Origin of the sequence: Ruegeria sp. HKCCD7559 (genome assembly GCF_013110575.1) — a bacterium.
GTDB lineage: Bacteria > Pseudomonadota > Alphaproteobacteria > Rhodobacterales > Rhodobacteraceae > Ruegeria.
Window position 1 is genome coordinate 820,796 of record NZ_WVQU01000001.1, and the last position, 18,507, is coordinate 839,302.

Below are 18,507 nucleotides of genomic sequence, written 5' to 3' on the forward strand. Positions count from 1 at the left end.
CCATCGGTGACAGGTAACGCAACTCCTCCGCGTCTGGAAATTCGCAACATTGTTCGCCGGTTCGAAGGGCGGGTCGTTGTGGATGACGTGTCTTTGACGGTGCAGGCCGGCAAGGTGACCTGTTTGCTGGGGCCGTCAGGTTGCGGGAAATCCACCACCCTGCGCATGATTGCCGGGGTCGAGATGCAGGACTCGGGCGAGATTTACGTCGATGGCAAACTGATCTGCGACACCGTGTTTCGGGTGCCCCCGGAACGGCGCGAGATCGGGTTGATGTTTCAGGACTTTGCGCTGTTTCCTCATCTGAGCGTGGCCAACAACGTGGCCTTTGGCCTGAAAGGCAGCAAGGACGAAAAACGAGCCCGGGTCGAAGAGCTTTTGCGCAAAGTGGACCTGATGCGGTTCATCGACGGGTTCCCACATCAGCTGTCTGGCGGCGAGCAACAACGTGTGGCCCTGGCCCGCGCTTTGGCGCCACGGCCCCGGATCATGCTGATGGACGAGCCCTTTTCGGGCCTCGACAACCGTCTGCGCGACGGTATTCGGGATGAGACGCTGTCCATTCTCAAGGAAGAGGATGCGGCCGTTCTGCTGGTCACGCATGAACCGGAAGAGGCGATGCGGATGGCGGATGAGATCGCGCTGATGCGGCGCGGCAAGATCGTCCAGCAGGGCGCGCCATACAATGTCTATACCCGGCCGGCGGACAAGGCTGCCGTGGCCTTTTTCAGTGATGTCAACGTGTTGCGGGCGCAGGTGAACGGAGCGCTGGCAGACACGCCGTTCGGCCAGTTTCTGGCACCGGGTATTCCGGATGGAACGGATGTCGAGATCGTATTTCGCCCCCAGCATGTCAAACTGGATTTCGACCGTAACGGCAAGGGCCCGCTGCCAACCGCAACTGATGGCGTTGCCGCGCGGGGCGTGGTCGAGCGCGCGCGTTTTCTGGGAAACGAAAGCCTGGTCGAGTTTCGCATGGACTACGACGGCTCGATCCTCAGGGCGACGGTCCCCAATGTCTTTGTGCCCAATCCGGGCCGTGTCATGTGGCTGACCATTCGTCGCGACAAATGTTTCGTTTTCCCCGAGGCGCAGAGTTAACCTCGCGATTTCCGTGCAAGTGGTGCGCGAAAGCCTCAGATTGCAGGGTCGCGTCGCTTGCCGCATCGCGGGGCTGGGTCTATCAAGGGCCAAACGCGGGGGTAAGTCGGGCACATGCGTATTCTTCTGACCAATGATGACGGGATCAACGCTCCGGGCTTGATCACGCTGGAGGCGATCGCTGCCGAATTGGCAGGTCCGGATGGTGAGGTCTGGGTGGTCGCGCCCGCCTTTGAACAATCGGGTGTTGGGCATTGCATCAGCTATACCCATCCCACGATGATCGCCAAGTTGGGCGAACGGCGTTATGCGGCGGAAGGGTCGCCTGCGGATTGTGTGTTGGCGGGGCTGCATGACGTGATGTCAGACTGCCCGCCGGATCTGGTCCTGTCCGGCGTGAACCGGGGCAACAACTCGGCCGAGAACACGCTTTATTCGGGCACTATCGGAGGCGCGATGGAAGCGGCGCTGCAGGGGGTTCCTGCGATTGCTCTGTCACAGTATTTCGGCCCGCAAAATCTGGGGCTGGACGACCCGTTCGAGGCTGCCGCGCGGTTCGGGGCCGATCTGGTCCGGCGTATTCTGGATGCAACCCCGGTCGAGCAGGGCGATTACCGCCTGTTTTACAACGTGAACTTCCCCCCTGTTCCGGCAGATGAAGTGCGCGGTACGCGCGTTGCCGCGCAGGGATTCCGGCGCGACACGCATTTTACGGTCGAGCCGCACAGCTCGCCCTCGGGGCGGCGGTTCCTGTGGATCAAGGGTGGCTATCAGCATAACCCGACTGCGCCGGGAACGGATGCTGCGGTCAATCTGGAAGGCTATATCTCGGTTACACCGATGCGCGCCGATTTGACCGCATATGACATGCTGGAGGCATTGAAGGCGGTCGAATGAGCGGACTGGACCCAGAAACCGTGATGCAGTTCCTGTTTGCCCTGCGCAAACGGGGGGTCACGGATGCGCGCGTTCTGGAGGCAATGGAACAGGTTGATCGGGGCCGCTTTGTCACCGGCCTGTTCGCAGATCGCGCTTACGAGGACATGCCATTGCCGATCTCCTGCGGTCAGACGATCAGTCAGCCGTCGGTCGTTGGTCTCATGACGCAGGCGCTGGACGTTCGGCCGCGCGATACCGTGCTCGAGATCGGAACCGGGTCAGGTTACCAGGCCGCAATCCTGTCGAAACTGGCGCGCAGGGTCTATACGGTCGAACGCCATCGGCGGCTGGTCAGCGAGACAGGGAAGCTTTTTGCCGATCTGGGGCTTACGAATATCACGGCCATGTTGTCGGATGGATCCTTTGGCTTGCCGGAACAGGCTCCGTTTGATCGGATCATCGTGACGGCCGCAGCCGAAGACCCTCCGGGACCGCTCTTGGCGCAGCTGAAAATCGGGGGTATTATGGTATTACCCGTGGGTCAGTCGGACACGGTGCAGCAGTTGATCAAAGTAACGCGCACCGAGGCCGGCCTGGACTATGAAGAATTGACGTCGGTCCGTTTCGTGCCTCTGCTTGAGGGGCTTGGCAAGGACGAGGCGTAACAGGCTTGATAAATTTGGTCGCCGGAACCCCGGACAACAGGGGCGGGCGTTGAGGACAGTTTTATGAGTGCAGTATCCAAATCAGCTATGCGTCGCTGCGCGACCGGAGTGGCCGCTCTGGCCATTCTGGCCGGGTGTGAGGGGCCACTGGATTACGACCTGCGCGGTCAGGTCGGCGGATTTTCGACCACTGATGCAGTGCAGTCGGCAACAACGTCGCGCCCGTCGCCCGACAGCCGGGGGGTGATAACCTATCCGAACTACCAGGTTGTCGTGGCCCGACGCGGCGACACGGTGCGCGATGTTGCCGCGCGTGTCGGCCTGCCCGAGGGTGAGCTGTCGCGGTTCAACGGCCTTCAGACAACCGATACCCTGCGAGAGGGCGAAGTTCTGGCCTTGCCGCGTTCGGTAGGTGCAGGCAGTGGCGTAGATATCGCATCAGTTGCCGGAGCCGCCATTGATCAGGCCCCTGAAACGGGGGGCGTCCGGACGACGACGCTGGAGCCCGCCAAGCCAGCCCCGGCGCCCGTCGCAAGCGGGCCGGAACCTGTCCGCCACAAGGTCAAGCGCGGCGAGACGGCGTACACAATTTCGCGCCTCTATCAGGTTCCGGTGGAATCGCTGGCGGAATGGAACGGCCTGGGGTCCGACTTCACCGTGCGTGAAGGTCAGTTTCTGTTGATCCCGGTCAAGAACCAATCCGCGCCACGTCAAAGCGCTGCTGCAACGGCACCGGTTGCGGCCACCGAGGTAACGGAGCCGGGGCGGGGGTCGCCGACGCCGACGCCTCCAAGTGCCACGCAGCCCTTGCCCGACGAAAAGGTCGCGCCGCGCGCTGAAGCCCCTGATGTGACGGCCGAAGCCCCGACAAACACGCGATCTACGGCCCTGTCCCTGCCGGTCAGCGGCACCATCATCCGCGGCTATAAAAAGGGCAAGAACGAAGGTATCGACATCGCTGCGGCCCCCGGCACAGCCGTCACCGCGGCTGAGGCCGGAACCGTAGCGGCGATTACCGCGGACGCGGATCAGGTTCCGATCATCGTGGTCAAACACAAAAACGATCTGCTGACGGTCTATGCCAATGTTGATGGCATCACCGTCAAGAAAGGGGATCGTGTACGCCGTGGACAAAAGCTGGCGCAGTTGAGGGGCGGAGACGATGCCTATGTGCATTTCGAGGTGCGCAAAGGGTTTGAATCAGTGGATCCAGATCCCTACCTGAAATGATACATCGCTCGTTTCGGGCTGTGCCTCTGCCCGAAACACTTCTGAATACGGCTGCCTGTCAGGCGTTTGGGTCGTAGTCGCTCAGGCGTTTTCCTGGCTCGTCTGCGAAGATCTCTGGCAGCGGCGAGACGGATTCGATCAGGTCGATACGGAAGACACGGAAACCGTTTCGCAATTCGCACCATGCGGTAAGTGTCCAGACCCGTCCCCAGTATTCCATATGCAAGGGACGGATTGTGCGTTCAGTCAGAACGCCGTCAATGCGGCGGTAGGACAGCCGAAGCTTTTGGCGTGATTTGATGGCGGCGCGGATCGGAGCCATATGTGCAAGCCCGCGGGCTGCATCTGCAAAAGGGTAGACCGCGAATTTCCAGCTATCGGCTTCGGCCACAACCTGTGTGGGCAGAACGGCATCGATCTTGTCTGCCAGAGAGTTCGCGGCGGCTTTCAGGTCTGGATCTGCGGCTTCGGCCACGATCGCCATGCCGAGGTTCAGGGCCTCAAGCTCGGCCGGGGTCAGATTCAGCGGCGGCAGGGTGATCTGCTCGCGCACCATGTAACCCACACCCCGCTCTCCTTCGACAGGAACACCCGAGGCGACCAGCGTGTCCATGTCGCGATAGATGGTACGGACCGACACCTCGAGCCGGTCCGCGATGTCCTGCGCGCGGTGCAGTTTTCCGTCGCGCAGGATCTGGATGATATCGAACAGGCGGTCAGTTCGGCGCATGACACACCGTCCGGACCGCGCCTAGGCAGTCATGTTCCATAATACAGCCTCATGGCGCATCTGAACGCTTTCAGGGTTGATGGCCGCCATCATGCCTGCTGCACATTCCTGTTGCGGGAACTGTGCCGCAGCGTCCTGCGCGGCCTTCATGTCCGTCCAGACGACATAGTCGGTCCAGCGACCGTCTGCGCCTTGGCTGAGCTGTCGATGGGCAAAGCCAGGTGCGCTGCGAACAAAGGCTTCGGATGCCTTGCTGAGCTTTACAAACTCTTCAGGGGTGGTGCCGTTGGCAAGAGTGAAGGTGACGATTTCAGCAACATGGGTCATGTGAGTCTCCGTTGACCAGGTTTCGATGCCATCGTTCTAGCCACTTCCAACTGACATAAACCTGTCAGTTGGAAAATGCGAGCCCATAGTTTTTTGCAGATGAGGTCAATTTTCGCCCTCAATCTGTGCCGGATCCCTTTTGGGACAGGGCCTGGCGGCGTAAACACGGACCCAGTTCATATTCCCGGCGCACAAGGGCGCCGATGAAAAAGGAGAAATGAGATGCTGAACAATATTGGCCTTCCCGGTCTTCTGCTGATCGCCGTTGTGGTTCTGGTTCTGTTTGGCCGCGGCAAGATCAGCTCGCTGATGGGCGAAGTCGGCAAAGGCATCACCGCGTTCAAGAAGGGTGTGAAGGACGGTTCGGAAGAACTGGAACAGGACGCGTCGGAACTGGCCAAGGACGTGACGCCTGAAACCGAGAAAGACAAGGCGTAAGCGCAGATGTTTGATCTGGGCTGGACCGAACTTCTGGTCATCGGCATTGTCGCCCTGATCGTTGTCGGGCCGAAGGACCTGCCGGTTTTGTTCCGCAATGTCGGGCGGTTTGTCGGCAAGGCCCGTGGCATGGCACGCGAATTCAGCAGCGCCATGAACGAGGCCGCCGATCAGGCCGGTGTGAACGAGATCAAGAAAGGTCTCAACGCCGCCGCGAATCCGGTTGGTTCGGCCATGGACGGCGTGAAACAAGCCGCGCAGGATATGGCAAAAAGCATGGATCCCACCAAGTTCGATCCTGACAGCGAAACCGGTAAACTGGCAGCCGAGCGAGCCGAACAGGCCAAGAAAATTCAGGCCTCAACGGCCCGCGCTGCCGCCGAGCGCAAGGCCAAGGAAGCTGCCGAGGCCCTGGCCAAGGCCGAAGAAGCCGAAGCGGCGCTGAAGACTGAAGGCGAAACATGACCAAGACCGACGAGATCGAAGATACCTCGGCCCCATTGATCGAGCACCTGGCCGAGCTGCGTACGCGGTTGATCCACTGCGTCGTGGCTTTTCTGGTCGGGATGATCATCTGCTTTACGGTGGCCACGCCGATCTTCAATTTTCTGACCAACCCTTTGTGTGAGGTCCTGACCGAGCGCGGACAGGATTGCGGCCTGATCTTCATCTCGCCGCAGGAAGGGTTCTTTGTCGCGATCAAGGTTTCGCTTTTGGGGGGCTTCATTCTGGCGTTTCCCTATATCGGGATGCAGATGTGGCGCTTTGTGGCTCCGGGCCTCTACAAGTCAGAGAAGAATGCGTTTCTGCCCTTCATGCTGGCTTCGCCCTTCATGTTCCTTCTGGGCGCCAGCTTTGCTTTCTATGTCGTCACGCCCCTGGCCTATGACTTCTTCCTTGGGTTCCAGCAATTCGGCGCTGAAGGCGAGGCCGTGGCCGATGGCGCGACGGCCGCGCCGCTGAGCGTGGTGTTTCAGGGTTCGGCACAGGAATACCTGAACCTGACGATCAAGTTCATCGTGGCCTTTGGGCTGTGCTTCCAATTGCCGGTTCTTCTGACCCTCATGGGCAAGGCAGGTCTGGTCAGCGCCGAGGGTCTGGGGGCCGTGCGCAAATATGCGGTGGTCGGCATTCTGGTGCTGGCGGCGATCGTGACGCCTCCTGACGTGATCACGCAGATTATCCTTTTTGTGGTGGTCTATGGCCTATATGAGATTTCGATCTTCCTGGTGGCCCGGGTTGAAAGGAAGCGGGAAGAGCAGTTGCGGGCTGAAGGTTACTACGACGATGAAGAAGCCGAAGCGGACGAAGATCTGATGCGGGAATTCGAAGACGACAAGTAACCTGCTGAAACAACAGCCGAGGCGCGCCCCGTTCGGGCGCGCCTTTTTCGTTCGCGGGCCTTGTTGCGCCAATCAGAACATGCTTTGAACCGATCCGTATCTGACCGGAGAAGCCGATGGACGACCAAGCCCTGAACCGTATTGCTGCCGCGTTGGAGCGCATGGCGCCGGCGCCTTTGGCCACACCGGATTTCAATGCGGCCCCGGCCTTTGTCTGGCATGTGGAACCGGAACGCCTGGAACCGGTCGAACAGATCAATCGCGTCGATCTGGATCTGCTGGTCGGCATAAATCGGTCGCGCGACACGTTACTTGACAACACCCGCCGCTTCGCGGCCGGCTACAAGGCAAACAATGCACTGTTGTGGGGCGCGCGCGGGATGGGCAAATCCAGCCTCGTAAAGGCCGTCCACGGCACGCTGAGCGCAGATCATCCTGACCTGAAGCTTGTGGAACTACAGCGCGAGGATATGGCCTCGGTCGCGCGTCTGCTGAACCACCTGCGCGCGGCGCCTTATCGGTTCATCCTGTTTTGCGACGACCTCTCGTTCAGTCACGATGACCAGCATTACAAATCGCTCAAGGCCGTTCTGGATGGCGGTATCGAAGGTCGCCCGGAAAACGTGGTGTTCTACGCGACCTCGAACCGCCGTCACCTGATGCCGCGGGACATGATTGAAAATGAACGTTCCAGCGCCATCAACCCGTCAGAGGCGGTCGAGGAAAAGGTATCACTGTCCGACCGCTTCGGTCTGTGGCTGGGATTCCACCCCTGCGATCAGGACGAATATCTTGCCATGATCGACCGCTATTGTGCCGCCTATGGCGTTTCGGTCGATGCCGAAATCCTGCGCGCCGAAGCAATTGAATGGCAGGCCACGCGCGGATCGCGTTCAGGCCGTGTCGCGTGGCAGTTCTTCGTCGATCTGGCCGGGCGGAACGGCGTTCATATCGCCTGATTCCAGCTTCATCTGGCTAAAAATATCCCCGCCGGAGGCATGGCCCGTCAGGGCCATTTCCTAAAGCAGCGCCAGGATCCGCGCAGCTTCATCTGCGGTGCTCGTCAGTGCATCGCGATCTTCGCCCGGGTGGAACCGGGCACGCACGGCGGTCGGCATCGGTGCTGGTTCCACGATCGAAACGCGCGGACCGGTGCGTTCGGTCTCGGCCGCCCAACTGCGGGCCAGCGCCATTTGCGCGGCCTTGGTGGCACCATAGATGCCATAGAACTTGTGACCGGCTTTCGGGTCATCGAAAAACACCGCGTGGCCGTTTTCACCCAGCAGCGGCGCGACATATGGGATCAGGACCGAGGTTGCGTTTGCATTCGTGTTGACTGCCTTGGTCCATTCCTTGGGGTCAACGAAATGTACCGGTGTCAGCGCCGAAGTGTGAATGGCCGTATGCAGCCACAAATCCACCTTGCCCCAACGGTCATGGATCCCGCGACACAGGGTTGCCATCGCGTTCGGATCGGTGATGTCCATCGGTGCCAGCGTGGCAGAGCCACCCTTGGCCTTGATGCGATCGTCCAGTTCTTCCAGCCCGCCAGTGGTCCGGGCGACGGCGACAATGTGGTATTCGGGCGCCAGCGCTTCGGCCAGGGCAGCGCCCAGCCCGCGCGAGGCCCCGGTTATCAGGGCGATTTTGGTCGTATCGGTCATGCCTGCGGTTTGAACCCCCGCGCGCGGGGCGTCAAGATGTGATCAGCCGCCGGGGATGGCGATACGCCGGGTCTGGCCGCTTTGTCGCAGCATTATGCCATGCTCATCAATCGCGATAACTGTGCCCGAGGCAACGCGGCTTCCGGGTTTTACTTCTTTCACGCGGCCTGATGACAGGCGCATCAAGGCGCGCATATCCGCTTTCGGCCCGAATACGCCCAGAACCGAGACGGAATTCTTCTTCAGCGCGCCCCGCTGTGTGGCCGCGCTTTGGACGTTGGCGTTTGACATGATCCGCGGACCGGGCTGTGGCCCGGACCCCTTTTTGAGTGAGTGGTCGCGGCCAGATAGCAAAACGCTCAAGCGAACAAAAGCGCTGCACGGACAGGTGTCATCACGGTTTGGCGTCCTTGAATAAAGCCCTTGTGATTGCGTGGAATTCGCCGACTGGTTGTGGCAGATTTCCACTCATTCACATCCCATGACAGCAATCAAGCCGGTCGACAGCTATCGGTTGGCCGGGATGTTCCGCCGTTTTGATTCGCTTCTCAGAACGGAAAACTGACTGTGTCAGTCCCGTTTCGTCCGCTCAGCCCGAGGCCAGTTTCGCCGCGTTCCAAGACTCGCCCGGAACCTGCATGTCGGCGCGCTTCTGGCTGACACGGCTGCTGTTCTCCAGATTGTCCAGATAACCTTCGCTGACGCTGCCCGTGATGTACTTGCCGTCAAAACAGGAACAGTCGAAGGCTTCGATCTCGGGATTGCCCTCCTTGGCGGCCCAGATCAGATCTTCCAGGTGCTGATAGAACAGGGCGTCGGCACCCAGTTCTTCGCGGATCTCTTCGATTTCCTTGCCGTTCGCGATCAGTTCGGCCTTGGTTGGCATGTCTATACCGTAGACATTGGGGTATTTCACCGGCGGCGAGGCGCTGGCGACATAGACCTTCTTGGCCCCGGCATCGCGGCACATCTGAACGATCTTCTTGATGGTGTTGCCCCGTACGATGGAATCGTCGATCAGCAGAACACTATGGCCGTCGAATTCCAGCGGCACGGCATTCAGCTTGCGGCGAACGGATTTCTGCCGCTCTGCCTGACCCGGCATGATGAACGTACGCCCGACATACCGGTTTTTCACCAGCCCTTCGCGATAGGGGATGCCGGTGATCTTTGCGGCTTCCAGGGCCACGGGGCGGGCGCTGTCGGGCACCGGGATGATCCGATCGATTTCCAGCCCCGAGTCCTGAATCTGTTTTGCCAGCGTCTGGCCCATGCGCATCTGCGTCTTGTAAACCGAAACACCGTCCAGCAAAGAATCCGGGCGCGCCAGGTAGACATACTCGAATATGCAGGGCGTCAGCTTTCCCTCGACCGCCTGAAACTCGTGCATGTTGCCGTCCAGATCGATCAGGATCGCCTCACCCGGGCGAAGATCACGCAGCTTTTCAAAGCCGTTGATGCCAAAGGCCACGTCTTCCGAGGCAAAGGCGTAATCATCACCGTCTCCGTCCACTTCGCGTTTGGCGACCGAAAGTGGGCGAATGCCAAACGGATCGCGGAAGGCCAACATACCGACACCCGCGACCAGACAGATCACGGAATAGGCGCCCTGAACGCGTTCCATCGTCATCTTCACACCGGCAAACAGATTGCGGATGGGTTCGCCGTTGCCATTCACCTTGATCGCGTCCGCCACTTTGTCGGCCAGCACGTTCAGAAGGATTTCAGAGTCTGACGTGGTGCGCAGGTGACGGCTGTATTTGCCGGTAACCTTTTCGCGCTGTTCGGCGGTGTTGGTGATGTTGCCGTTGTGAACCAGATAGATGCCGTAAGGGGCGTTCACGAAAAAGGGCTGCGCCTCGGCCGCGCTGAGGGACCCCGCCGTCGGATAGCGCACATGCCCCATGCCCACACGACCCAACAGGGTTTCTGCATCCTGGGCGTTGAACACATCCTTTACCAGACCGTTGGCCTTCTTTTCCCGGAAGAATTCGCCGTTGTAGGTCACGATCCCTGAGGCATCTTGACCCCGGTGCTGCAACATCAGCAGCCCGTCATAGATTTCGGCAAACACATCATGTGTCCGGCTTGCGATTCCCAAAATCCCACACATTTAAGGGGCTCCAACTTCTATGACGATTTGACCTGAGGGTTGACCGCCGTTCGGCATCGGATCCTCTGCAAGGCGCGTGCGGTCGGTTTGGTGGCAGGCGACAAAGACGCCAATAGGGCGACCATCACAACGACCAGCGCGCATTCGAACAGAAAGAACAAGATCGGTGGCTCCGATTCCGTGGCGGGTTGGCCTCCACATAATGCCTAATGGCGTGGCTGTCATCAAAGGATCACACTCACCTATTGCCGCAGGTCGGGATTTCGCGGATCGGGGCAGGGTCAGGAAGAAGATGACATGTGCAATCAAATGTGCTGTCATGCCAATTAATATGTGCAAAACAGGATGGGTGAAGCACGCAAAGGGCTGGAATGTGGCAACATAAACCTCAAAAGAAGCAGGACCGGATCAAACAACGGTGCCACAGGTGCCGGGGAATGGGCCGGGCGCCCTGTCAGATCTGCAACGGGGCGGGCGAAGTTGTCAAAAGCCGGGATATTCTTGGCAAACCGATCTCCAGCAGATGCGACGGGTGTTTTGGGCTGAAAACGATCCGCTGCACGGTCTGTGGCGGGGAAGGGTATGTTTGAATCGAAAAAGCCCGGACAGTGCCGGGCTTTCATTACGCAATGCACCCCATGATTACCCGTCAGTTGGTGCTGTGGTTTCGGGTTGTTCGTTTCCTGCCGTGCAGCTGGCGACCAGTTCTTCGTATTGTGCAGTCACCCAACCCAGAGCGGCTTCGGGGTTTTGCTCTTCAATCTGGCTGCTGAACTGCTCGAACACTTTGGCCGAGCGGCTTTCGTCCACGATTGTATAGGATTGGCCGGTCATGACCGTATCATAGACAAAGAAGGCGATTGCAACCAGCAGAATGCCGCGCGCGATGCCGAAGAACAGCCCCAGCGCCTGATCCAGACCGCCTAATGCCGAGCGCTGCACCAGCGATGAAAACAGCGGTGTGAAGATACTGACCACAATCAAAGCCACGGCAAAGACGGCTGCAAAGCCGGTGATCACCGACAGTTCACAACTGTCGCGCAGGAAATCTCCGACCACAGGGATTTCTTTGACCAGCGGCACAGCCTGTGGGGCAAAGATGAATGCCAGAACGGCCGCCGCGACCCAGCCTGCAATGGCCAGAACTTCGCGCATGAAGCCACGTGAGTAGGCCAGCAAGCCCGACAGCACGATGATCAGGGCGACGACCCCGTCAATTATAGTAAAACCTTCCATGGCCCTCGCCTGTTCTTTTTCTGCCCCTCGGGGCGCGACTTTAACCTGCTCCGAAGGTTTCGCCAACAAACCCCACCAAATCAGAGGGTCGGGTGAGTGTCAGACCTGCCACAGTGCCGGTTTTGCCACCAGCCGGAGCAATTGCCGCCGTGAAACCAAGTTTTTGCGCTTCTTTCAACCTGTTTTCGGTCTGTGGGGCCGGTCTAAGTGCCCCGGACAGCGAGATTTCTCCGAAAACGACCGTGTCGGCGGGCAATGCTGTGTCTTCTCGGGCACTGAGAAGGGCGGCAGCCACAGCCAGATCGGCGGCGGGTTCGCTCACTTTCAAACCTCCGGCAACGTTGAGATAGACGTCGAGCCCGGCAAAGGGAATGCCGCAGCGGGCCTCGAGCACCGCAAGGATCATTGCCAACCGCCCGCTGTCCCACCCAACAACGGTGCGGCGGGGCTGTGAGTGGGGCGAGGGTGCGACCAGAGCCTGCAATTCGACCAGCACGGGTCGGGTGCCTTCAATGCCCGCAAAAACTGCTGAGCCGGGGCTTGGCCTGCCACGTTCGGACAGGAACAGGGCCGAGGGGTTGGTCACTTGCGCCAGACCCTTGCCGGTCATTTCGAACACGCCGATTTCGTCCGCTGGCCCAAAGCGGTTCTTAACCGCGCGCAGGATGCGGAACTGATGGCCGCGCTCGCCCTCGAAATAAAGGACGGTATCAACCATGTGTTCGACCACGCGAGGGCCCGCGATCTGGCCTTCCTTGGTGACGTGGCCAACCATGATGATCGAAACACCGTGCCGTTTCGCAAACGTGGTCAGTTCATGGGCCGCGGCCCGGACTTGTGATACGGAACCGGGTGCGCTGTCGACATTGTCCGCCCACATCGTCTGAATCGAATCGATAATGGCCAGGCCTGGTTTTTCGGCTTCCAGCGTCGTGAGGATGTCGCGCAGGTTGGTTTCGGCGGCAAGTTGAACGGGGGCGTCTTCAAGCCCAAGACGGCGGGCGCGCATACGCACCTGTGCGCTGGCTTCTTCGCCCGAGACATAGATGGTTTTCACGCCCGCACGCGCGAAACGCGCTGCGGCTTGCAGCAGCAGGGTCGATTTCCCGATGCCGGGGTCTCCTCCCACCAACAGGGCGGAGGCCGGGACCAGCCCGCCGCCCAGAACACGGTCCAACTCCTCGACCCCGCAGAGGGTGCGGGGCGGCGGTGTTTCCTCGGTGGACAGATCCGTGAGTGCGATGGACTGGCCGCGTTTGCCGCCGAGGGATTTTCTGGCCGGGCCAGTCGATATGGGCGCGTCCTGAACGATGGTGTTCCATTCGCCGCAACCGTCGCAGCGTCCGGACCATCGTGTATGCGTCGCACCGCAGGCCGAGCAGGAGAAGGATGTCGTCTTTGCCATGACGCACTTGGTGCCCGAGCTTGGGCGGTTCTTCAAGCCCTTGCGGGCGTTCCTCACCGCCGATGGCGCGCTGCGGCCTCAGGCCCGGTTGGGCCATCGTCCGCAGCGGGCGCTGGCGCGCCTATTCCGCCGGTCGAAGGGGCGACATTGCAACCACGCTGGATGCCTTTGAGGTGCCATTTTTGCGCGGTGTGTGCAGTTGGGTCGACAATTCGGGCAGAAGTTCGAACAGTTCATCCCGTAAGCGGATAAGTTGCGACCTGGCGATCGTCTCTTCCATTTCCACATCCCGCGTCCATTGACGCAATTCGTTCTGGATGACCTGCGCCTCTTCCAGACGCTGTTGAAACAGTTCGATCTCTTCCTGTCGCTGTTGCAGGAACATCCGCGCGCGTTCGACCTGCGCATCGCCATAGGTCCGGGCCAGTTCCTGACTGATCTGGCTCATCTGCGCGGCCAGTTCCAGGATCTCGGGCTCGAGCGATTGCAGGTCGGGGTGCTGGCGCAGAAACCCCATGCGTTCCTTGACGGCGTCAAACTCGGACGACATCATGAACAGCCCGCCGCGATCGGCGGCATGGGCCATTTGATACGCGTCCGCGATGTCATGCATATTGAGCGCAAATTTGCGGTGGTTGTTTTCCAGCGCCATCATTCGGGCATTGGCCGGCAGGTAAAACGCCAGCATGAGAATCAGCGCTGTCAGGCCAATCTGGATGAACATGCCGGCATCCTTTGCCGGTGCCTCGCCAAATCCGGCCTGCATCGAGAGCCAGGGCAATACGCCCAAAGCGGATAACAATGTGGCTGAAACGGCCAACAAGGCCGCCAAACAGATCAGGAAAAAAGTCAGTCTTAAAAAGGCATTCTGAAATTGCAATGTAATACTGTGGAGGGCGGCCATGATCGTCGTACTCCTTCTTCAAACCGGAACACACCGGGTCGAAGCGGAAGGTAATCAAACGATTGCGTACGATCCGCTGCGGACCCGAAAACTACAAAACACTGCTGCTCGAAATGTAAAGATGATACTTAGATTTGTGTTTTCAATCAATTAGGTCTGAGCTTTTCGTGAAGTGGATGTCATCTCTGTAATATGACCCAGTGCGATCGAAGCCAAAATGCAGGCCGTGAACAGGTAGAGACCCCATGCCGTCTCAATGGTGGCGTATGAGATGCCCTTGGCCAAAGTGATGTAAAGCGCGATCAGGAAAATGTCGGCCATGGCCAGCTTGCCAAGGATATTGAGCGCAGGTTGGACGCGGGCATCCAGCAGGTTCCATTGGATCAGCGCGGTGCCGATGGTTTTGATGTACGGGGCGAAGAGCGCGAATATGGTGACGATCAGCGCGAGGAAGACGTCGGATTTCCACAAGGATTGCAGCCCGGTGATGACACTGATTTCGCTGAGGCCGAAGATCGGCAGAAACCCCGCGCGCATCAGCGGGGCGAACCACGCGACGGGGTAGAGGATCAGGAGGGAAAGGGTGGCGAGGCGGAGGGGCATGACTGGGCGTCTAGGTAAGATTTCGAAATTTGCGGCGATGATTTGATATGGTTACCTTAAACCAGCACTCGCCACTGAGTTATTTTTAGACGGGGAGGAATGATGTCGGGTTTTGTGGCCTTCAAGTCAATTGTCGATCCATCGGACTGTGATTTTCTGGGGCATATGAACGTGTCCGAGTATTTTGCGGCATGTTCGGATTCCGTTTTTGCGTTGCAGGCAGAGTTGGGGCTGACGTCCGAAGACATGCGGTCAGGAAGAAAGCTATCCTTTGCGGTGGTCCATGCAGAAAGCAATTTCCTTGCGGAATTGAGTGCTGGCGAGGCGATCCAAATGGAAAGCGAAATCCTGAAAGTAGGAACGAAGTCCATGACTTTCAGCCACAAATTAGTTCGAGTGATGGACGGTGAAACGACATTTTCGACGGTTTTTAAATGCGTCTTGCTCAACCTGCAGACAAGGCGCGCCGAAGCTATTCCTCAGGACGTTATCGAACGCTCGGCAAAGTGGCTGGCAAAGAGCGAAGATTAACGCACCGCCTCAATCGGCCCCTCTGCGCTCCCACTGATGAACTGCTCAACATAGGGATCACCCGAGGCATCCATCTGGCTGACCGGGCCGGTCCACTGGATCACGCCTCCGTGCAGCATGGCGACGTTGTCGGCAATCGCGCGGACGGAACTCATGTCGTGGGTGATGGTCATCGCGGTGGCACCCATCTCGGTCACGATTTCGCGGATCAGATCGTTGATGACGCCGGACATGATCGGGTCGAGGCCGGTGGTGGGTTCGTCGAAAAAGATGATTTCGGGCTCGGCGGCGATGGCGCGTGCAAGACCCACGCGTTTTTGCATGCCGCCTGACAGTTCCGCCGGAAAGCGGTCGGCCACGTCGGATTTCAGACCTACGCGGCGCAGTTTGTCGATGGCGATTTCGCGGGCTTCCTCGGTTGGACGTTTCAGCGAGCCGCGCAGCAGGCGGAAGGCGACGTTCTGCCAGACGGTCAGTGAATCAAACAGGGCCGCGCCCTGAAACAGCATACCGAACCGGGCCAGAAAGGCATCTCGGTCGCCTTTGCTGGCGTCTTTGCCGTCCACATAGATCATGCCGCTGTCGGGCTTGATCAGGCCCAGAATGCATTTCAGGGCGACCGATTTGCCGGTGCCCGAACCGCCGATGATGACCATCGAGGTGCCCTTGGGGATCTCAAGGTTCATGCCTTGCAGCACGTGGTTGTCGCCAAAGGCCTTATGTACGTTCTCCATCCGGATCATAGCGAGAAGAATACCCCTGTGAGAACGAAGTTTGCGGCCAGGATCAGCACCGCCGCGGCCTCGACGGAGCCTTTGGTTGCGCGGCCCACGCCTTGTGCGCCACGGCCGGAATTCATGCCGTAGTAACAGCCCATAATCGCCGCGATCAGGCCAAAGGCCGCGCCTTTGACTAGCGACGAGACGATGTCGCGGGTTTCAAGGAAATCGACCGTGTTTTTTAGATAGGCGGCCGGGTTGAATCCCAGATTTTGCGTGGCGACGGTGTAGCCGCCGGCAATTCCGATGATGTCACCCACTGCCACCAAAGCCGGCACAGTGATCAGGGCGGCCAGAACGCGCGGGGCGGTGAGGTATTTCATCGGGTGGGTCGACAGCGTGACCAGCGCGTCGATCTGTTCGGTCACTTTCATCGTGGCGATTTCGGCTGCGATGGATGAGGTCACGCGCGCAGCAATCATCAGGCCGACCAGAACCGGGCCAAGCTCTCGCACCATGCCGATGGCGACGATCTGGGGCACCACGGCTTCGGCGTTGAAACGCGCGCCGCCGGCGTAGATCTGCAACGCCAGCGCACCGCCGGTGAAAATCGCGGTCAGGCCGACGACCGGCAGAGACAGCCAGCCGATGTTCAGCAGGGCCATGCCAAATTCGCGCGGATAGAAGGGGGGGCGCAGAATATGCGAAATCGCATCAAGCGCGAACAGTGCCACCCGGCCAAAGGCCGCAAGCAGGCTCAGAACCGTGCGGCCCAGACCTTCGAGCGCGGTGAGAGGGTTCATTCCACATAGCCCCGCGAGTAGCGATTGCCCATTGATGTGAGGATCTCATAGCCAATTGTCCCGGCAGCTTCAGCCAGATCATCGACGGTCTGATGGCCATTCAGGATACGCAGGCGTTCCGGGTCTTTGGGCAGGTCCGTGACATCCACCGTGATCAGGTCCATCGAGATACGGCCAACAACCGGGCAGGGCTGATTGCCGGCGAAGGCGTCGATGCCGCCCCCGATGGCGCGATGCAGGCCGTCTGCATACCCGGCCGCGACGGTGGCGATACGGGACGGCCGGCGCGCAACCCAGTTGTTGCCGTAACCAACAGTTTCGCCCACGGCCACCTTGCGCACCTGGATGACAGGCAGATCGACCGTGACAACGGGTTTGGCATCCGCAAAGGGCAGGCCGCCATACAGGCCGATGCCCGGGCGGCAGAAATCGAAATGGAACTCGGGCCCCAAAAGCAAACCGCCGGTCGCAGCCAGAGAACGCGGCGCGGCGATACCGTCGGTCATCTCGCGGAAGGTTTTCAGCTGCTGCCGGTTCATCGGGTGGTCTGGCTCGTCCGAGCAGGCCAGATGAGACATGACAACGGCTGGGTTCAGGGCCTCGGCCCTTGGGCGCAGTTCGGCCCAGTCGGCGGGTTCCAGCCCCAGCCGGTTCATGCCGCTGTCCAGCTGAATGCCAAAGGGATGGTCGGGCAGGGCCTCCATATGGCGCTGATACTGCTCGCCCGAATTGATCAGCGGCGTCAGATCATTGGCGCGCAGAAGGTCTGTGTCGCCCTCCATATGGCCGGAAAAGACAAAGATCATCGGGCCGGGGCCAACCGCATTGCGGACAGCGGCGCCTTCTTCTGCGGCCGCCACAAAAAACTTGCGAACGCCTTCCTCGGCCAGCGTATCGCTGACGGGCCCGGCACCCAGCCCATAGGCATCGGCCTTGACCACGGCGCCGGTTTCGACCCCGGTTTTCGCGTCGAGCGCCCGCCAATTCCTGGCGAGCGCCTGAAGATTGATCGTCAAACGTGCAGTACTCATGGCACTGTTCATGACATTGCGCCGTCCAAGGTCAAGAGGGAATGGCGCATTTACCTGTCGGTTTATGTTGGTGTTTGGTCTGTTGTTACGGAAAACACCAAAAAACCAGAAGAAATGGCAGCATTCCGCCATGGTTGCAGGTTTTTGGGATTGTCTTCACGTCAAGGTTAAAGCGATCCTGAGAGCCGGATCGTTCGGTTCCGGTAAAGGCCGGGCGCAACGTCAACTCATGAGGGAGCCATGGATTTTTCTTCCGGTTTGACCCGGGACCCGTCAGAGATCATCCGTCTTTTTGCCGACGTTTTTTCCGCATCGGAAGGGCCAGAGGAAGGGGCGGCAATAGGTGCATTCGTACGTGAATTGCTCAACACCACGCCGCCTGAAGATATCCTTGTGTGCACGGCTCAACAGGATCACGAGCTGCTTGGCTGTGCCATCTTTTCCCGGATGACGTTTTCGCAGGATACGCGCAATGTGTTCATCCTGTCGCCGATGGCCGTGCAAACGGGTAGGCAAAAAACAGGTATTGGACAGGCGCTGATTTCCTATGGTCTGGATCGCTTGCGGGCGGCAGGTGTGGACGTGGCACTGACCTATGGCGACCCGGCCTATTATTGCAAAACGGGTTTTGTGCAGATCACCGAGGATACTGCTCAGCCACCGCTGAAACTCAGCCATCCGCACGGCTGGTTGGGACAGGCGCTAGACGGTTTTGACTTGAAACCGCTGAAAGGCCCGTCGGGATGCGTTTCCGCGCTGAACAATCCATTGCTGTGGTAGGCGGG

The 18,507-nt window shown here is 59.5% G+C and carries 23 protein-coding genes; 11 read left to right on the forward strand and 12 right to left on the reverse strand.

The genetic code is table 11. The features are described from left to right. Positions 1 to 6 precede the first annotated feature (6 nt). The 4 genes from GS605_RS04140 to GS605_RS04155 all read left to right on the forward strand — a co-directional run bounded on the left by GS605_RS04140 (position 7) and on the right by GS605_RS04155 (position 3,875). On the forward strand, positions 7 to 1,101 hold the full coding sequence (locus GS605_RS04140) for an ABC transporter ATP-binding protein (protein ID WP_171115602.1): 1,095 nt from the start codon (positions 7 to 9) through the stop codon (positions 1,099 to 1,101). A 114-nt stretch (positions 1,102 to 1,215) separates the two neighbouring features. Continuing rightward, positions 1,216 to 1,998: a 5'/3'-nucleotidase SurE gene (gene surE / locus GS605_RS04145; protein WP_171632035.1), complete on the forward strand. Its 783-nt coding sequence runs from the start codon at positions 1,216 to 1,218 to the stop codon at positions 1,996 to 1,998. Continuing rightward, positions 1,995 to 2,645 (forward strand): protein-L-isoaspartate(D-aspartate) O-methyltransferase, encoded by a 651-nt coding sequence (locus GS605_RS04150; protein WP_152458180.1) that lies wholly within the window; start codon positions 1,995 to 1,997, stop codon positions 2,643 to 2,645. Before surE ends, GS605_RS04150 begins: the two co-directional genes overlap by 4 nt. Before the next feature lie 63 nt (positions 2,646 to 2,708). Beyond that, complete coding sequence (locus tag GS605_RS04155) at positions 2,709 to 3,875, forward strand: LysM peptidoglycan-binding domain-containing protein (RefSeq protein ID WP_171723149.1); 1,167 nt, start codon at positions 2,709 to 2,711, stop codon at positions 3,873 to 3,875. Positions 3,876 to 3,933: 58 nt separating this feature from the next. Here the strand turns inward: GS605_RS04155 and GS605_RS04160 are convergent, their stop codons facing one another. Further along, the gene (locus GS605_RS04160; protein WP_171167846.1) at positions 3,934 to 4,605 is read right to left on the reverse strand and encodes a YafY family protein; all 672 of its coding nucleotides are present in this window, start codon (positions 4,603 to 4,605) and stop codon (positions 3,934 to 3,936) included. A 21-nt stretch (positions 4,606 to 4,626) separates the two neighbouring features. Continuing rightward, positions 4,627 to 4,932: a hypothetical protein gene (locus tag GS605_RS04165; RefSeq protein WP_171231525.1), complete on the reverse strand. Its 306-nt coding sequence runs from the start codon at positions 4,930 to 4,932 to the stop codon at positions 4,627 to 4,629. A gap of 222 nt (positions 4,933 to 5,154) precedes the next feature. Here GS605_RS04165 and GS605_RS04170 point away from each other — a divergent pair, with 222 nt between their 5' ends. The 4 genes from GS605_RS04170 (at position 5,155) to GS605_RS04185 (ending at position 7,672) form a co-directional block, all read left to right on the forward strand. Next, positions 5,155 to 5,370, forward strand: coding sequence for a twin-arginine translocase TatA/TatE family subunit (locus tag GS605_RS04170; RefSeq protein WP_152458176.1), 216 nt, complete (start codon positions 5,155 to 5,157; stop codon positions 5,368 to 5,370). 6 nt (positions 5,371 to 5,376) lie between these two features. Continuing rightward, complete coding sequence (tatB, locus tag GS605_RS04175) at positions 5,377 to 5,835, forward strand: Sec-independent protein translocase protein TatB (protein ID WP_152458175.1); 459 nt, start codon at positions 5,377 to 5,379, stop codon at positions 5,833 to 5,835. Next, entirely contained in the window at positions 5,832 to 6,713 is an 882-nt protein-coding gene (tatC, locus tag GS605_RS04180; protein WP_171362748.1) for a twin-arginine translocase subunit TatC, read from the forward strand. The genes tatB and tatC overlap by 4 nt, the downstream gene beginning before the upstream one ends. A gap of 116 nt (positions 6,714 to 6,829) precedes the next feature. Continuing rightward, positions 6,830 to 7,672 (forward strand): ATP-binding protein, encoded by an 843-nt coding sequence (locus GS605_RS04185; RefSeq protein WP_171723150.1) that lies wholly within the window; start codon positions 6,830 to 6,832, stop codon positions 7,670 to 7,672. 60 nt (positions 7,673 to 7,732) lie between these two features. Here GS605_RS04185 and GS605_RS04190 read toward each other — a convergent pair whose 3' ends face one another. From GS605_RS04190 to GS605_RS04220, 7 genes are all read right to left on the reverse strand, one after another. After that, the gene (locus GS605_RS04190; RefSeq protein WP_171632046.1) at positions 7,733 to 8,377 is read right to left on the reverse strand and encodes an SDR family oxidoreductase; all 645 of its coding nucleotides are present in this window, start codon (positions 8,375 to 8,377) and stop codon (positions 7,733 to 7,735) included. Positions 8,378 to 8,419: 42 nt separating this feature from the next. Next, on the reverse strand, positions 8,420 to 8,668 hold the full coding sequence (locus GS605_RS04195; protein ID WP_171723151.1) for a hypothetical protein: 249 nt from the start codon (positions 8,666 to 8,668) through the stop codon (positions 8,420 to 8,422). Between the two features lie 298 nt (positions 8,669 to 8,966). After that, positions 8,967 to 10,490 carry an amidophosphoribosyltransferase gene (gene purF / locus GS605_RS04200; RefSeq protein WP_171723152.1) on the reverse strand — a complete coding sequence of 508 codons (1,524 nt, stop codon included), beginning with the start codon at positions 10,488 to 10,490 and terminating at the stop codon, positions 8,967 to 8,969. A gap of 642 nt (positions 10,491 to 11,132) precedes the next feature. After that, a complete protein-coding gene (locus tag GS605_RS04205) occupies positions 11,133 to 11,726 on the reverse strand; it encodes a CvpA family protein (protein ID WP_171632054.1) in 594 nt (197 codons plus the stop codon). 40 nt (positions 11,727 to 11,766) lie between these two features. Then, positions 11,767 to 13,131 (reverse strand): DNA repair protein RadA, encoded by a 1,365-nt coding sequence (gene radA, locus GS605_RS04210; RefSeq protein ID WP_152458168.1) that lies wholly within the window; start codon positions 13,129 to 13,131, stop codon positions 11,767 to 11,769. Positions 13,132 to 13,252: 121 nt separating this feature from the next. Next, positions 13,253 to 14,035, reverse strand: a complete 783-nt coding sequence (locus GS605_RS04215; RefSeq protein WP_171723153.1) for a DNA repair protein — start codon at positions 14,033 to 14,035, stop codon at positions 13,253 to 13,255. A gap of 150 nt (positions 14,036 to 14,185) precedes the next feature. Then, positions 14,186 to 14,638 (reverse strand): paraquat-inducible protein A, encoded by a 453-nt coding sequence (locus tag GS605_RS04220; protein ID WP_171723154.1) that lies wholly within the window; start codon positions 14,636 to 14,638, stop codon positions 14,186 to 14,188. A gap of 99 nt (positions 14,639 to 14,737) precedes the next feature. On the opposite strand from GS605_RS04220, the gene GS605_RS04225 reads away from it, so the two are divergent. Further along, the gene (locus tag GS605_RS04225) at positions 14,738 to 15,169 is read left to right on the forward strand and encodes a thioesterase family protein (protein WP_171723155.1); all 432 of its coding nucleotides are present in this window, start codon (positions 14,738 to 14,740) and stop codon (positions 15,167 to 15,169) included. Here GS605_RS04225 and GS605_RS04230 read toward each other — a convergent pair. From GS605_RS04230 to alr, 3 genes are read right to left on the reverse strand one after another with little or no spacing between them, the layout of a single operon-like run. Then, complete coding sequence (locus GS605_RS04230) at positions 15,166 to 15,912, reverse strand: ABC transporter ATP-binding protein (RefSeq protein WP_171723156.1); 747 nt, start codon at positions 15,910 to 15,912, stop codon at positions 15,166 to 15,168. The genes GS605_RS04225 and GS605_RS04230 overlap by 4 nt on opposite strands. Beyond that, positions 15,909 to 16,691, reverse strand: coding sequence for an ABC transporter permease (locus GS605_RS04235; protein ID WP_171723157.1), 783 nt, complete (start codon positions 16,689 to 16,691; stop codon positions 15,909 to 15,911). The genes GS605_RS04230 and GS605_RS04235 overlap by 4 nt, the downstream gene beginning before the upstream one ends. Next, positions 16,688 to 17,722 carry an alanine racemase gene (alr, locus tag GS605_RS04240; RefSeq protein WP_171632066.1) on the reverse strand — a complete coding sequence of 345 codons (1,035 nt, stop codon included), beginning with the start codon at positions 17,720 to 17,722 and terminating at the stop codon, positions 16,688 to 16,690. Before alr ends, GS605_RS04235 begins: the two co-directional genes overlap by 4 nt. Here alr and GS605_RS04245 point away from each other — a divergent pair. Together GS605_RS04245 and GS605_RS04250 are read left to right on the forward strand one after the other, a co-directional pair. Further along, a complete protein-coding gene (locus tag GS605_RS04245) occupies positions 17,721 to 17,984 on the forward strand; it encodes a hypothetical protein (protein WP_171723158.1) in 264 nt (87 codons plus the stop codon). The genes alr and GS605_RS04245 overlap by 2 nt on opposite strands. Then, positions 17,963 to 18,502, forward strand: a complete 540-nt coding sequence (locus GS605_RS04250) for a GNAT family N-acetyltransferase (protein WP_171723159.1) — start codon at positions 17,963 to 17,965, stop codon at positions 18,500 to 18,502. The genes GS605_RS04245 and GS605_RS04250 overlap by 22 nt, the downstream gene beginning before the upstream one ends. Positions 18,503 to 18,507 lie beyond the last annotated feature (5 nt).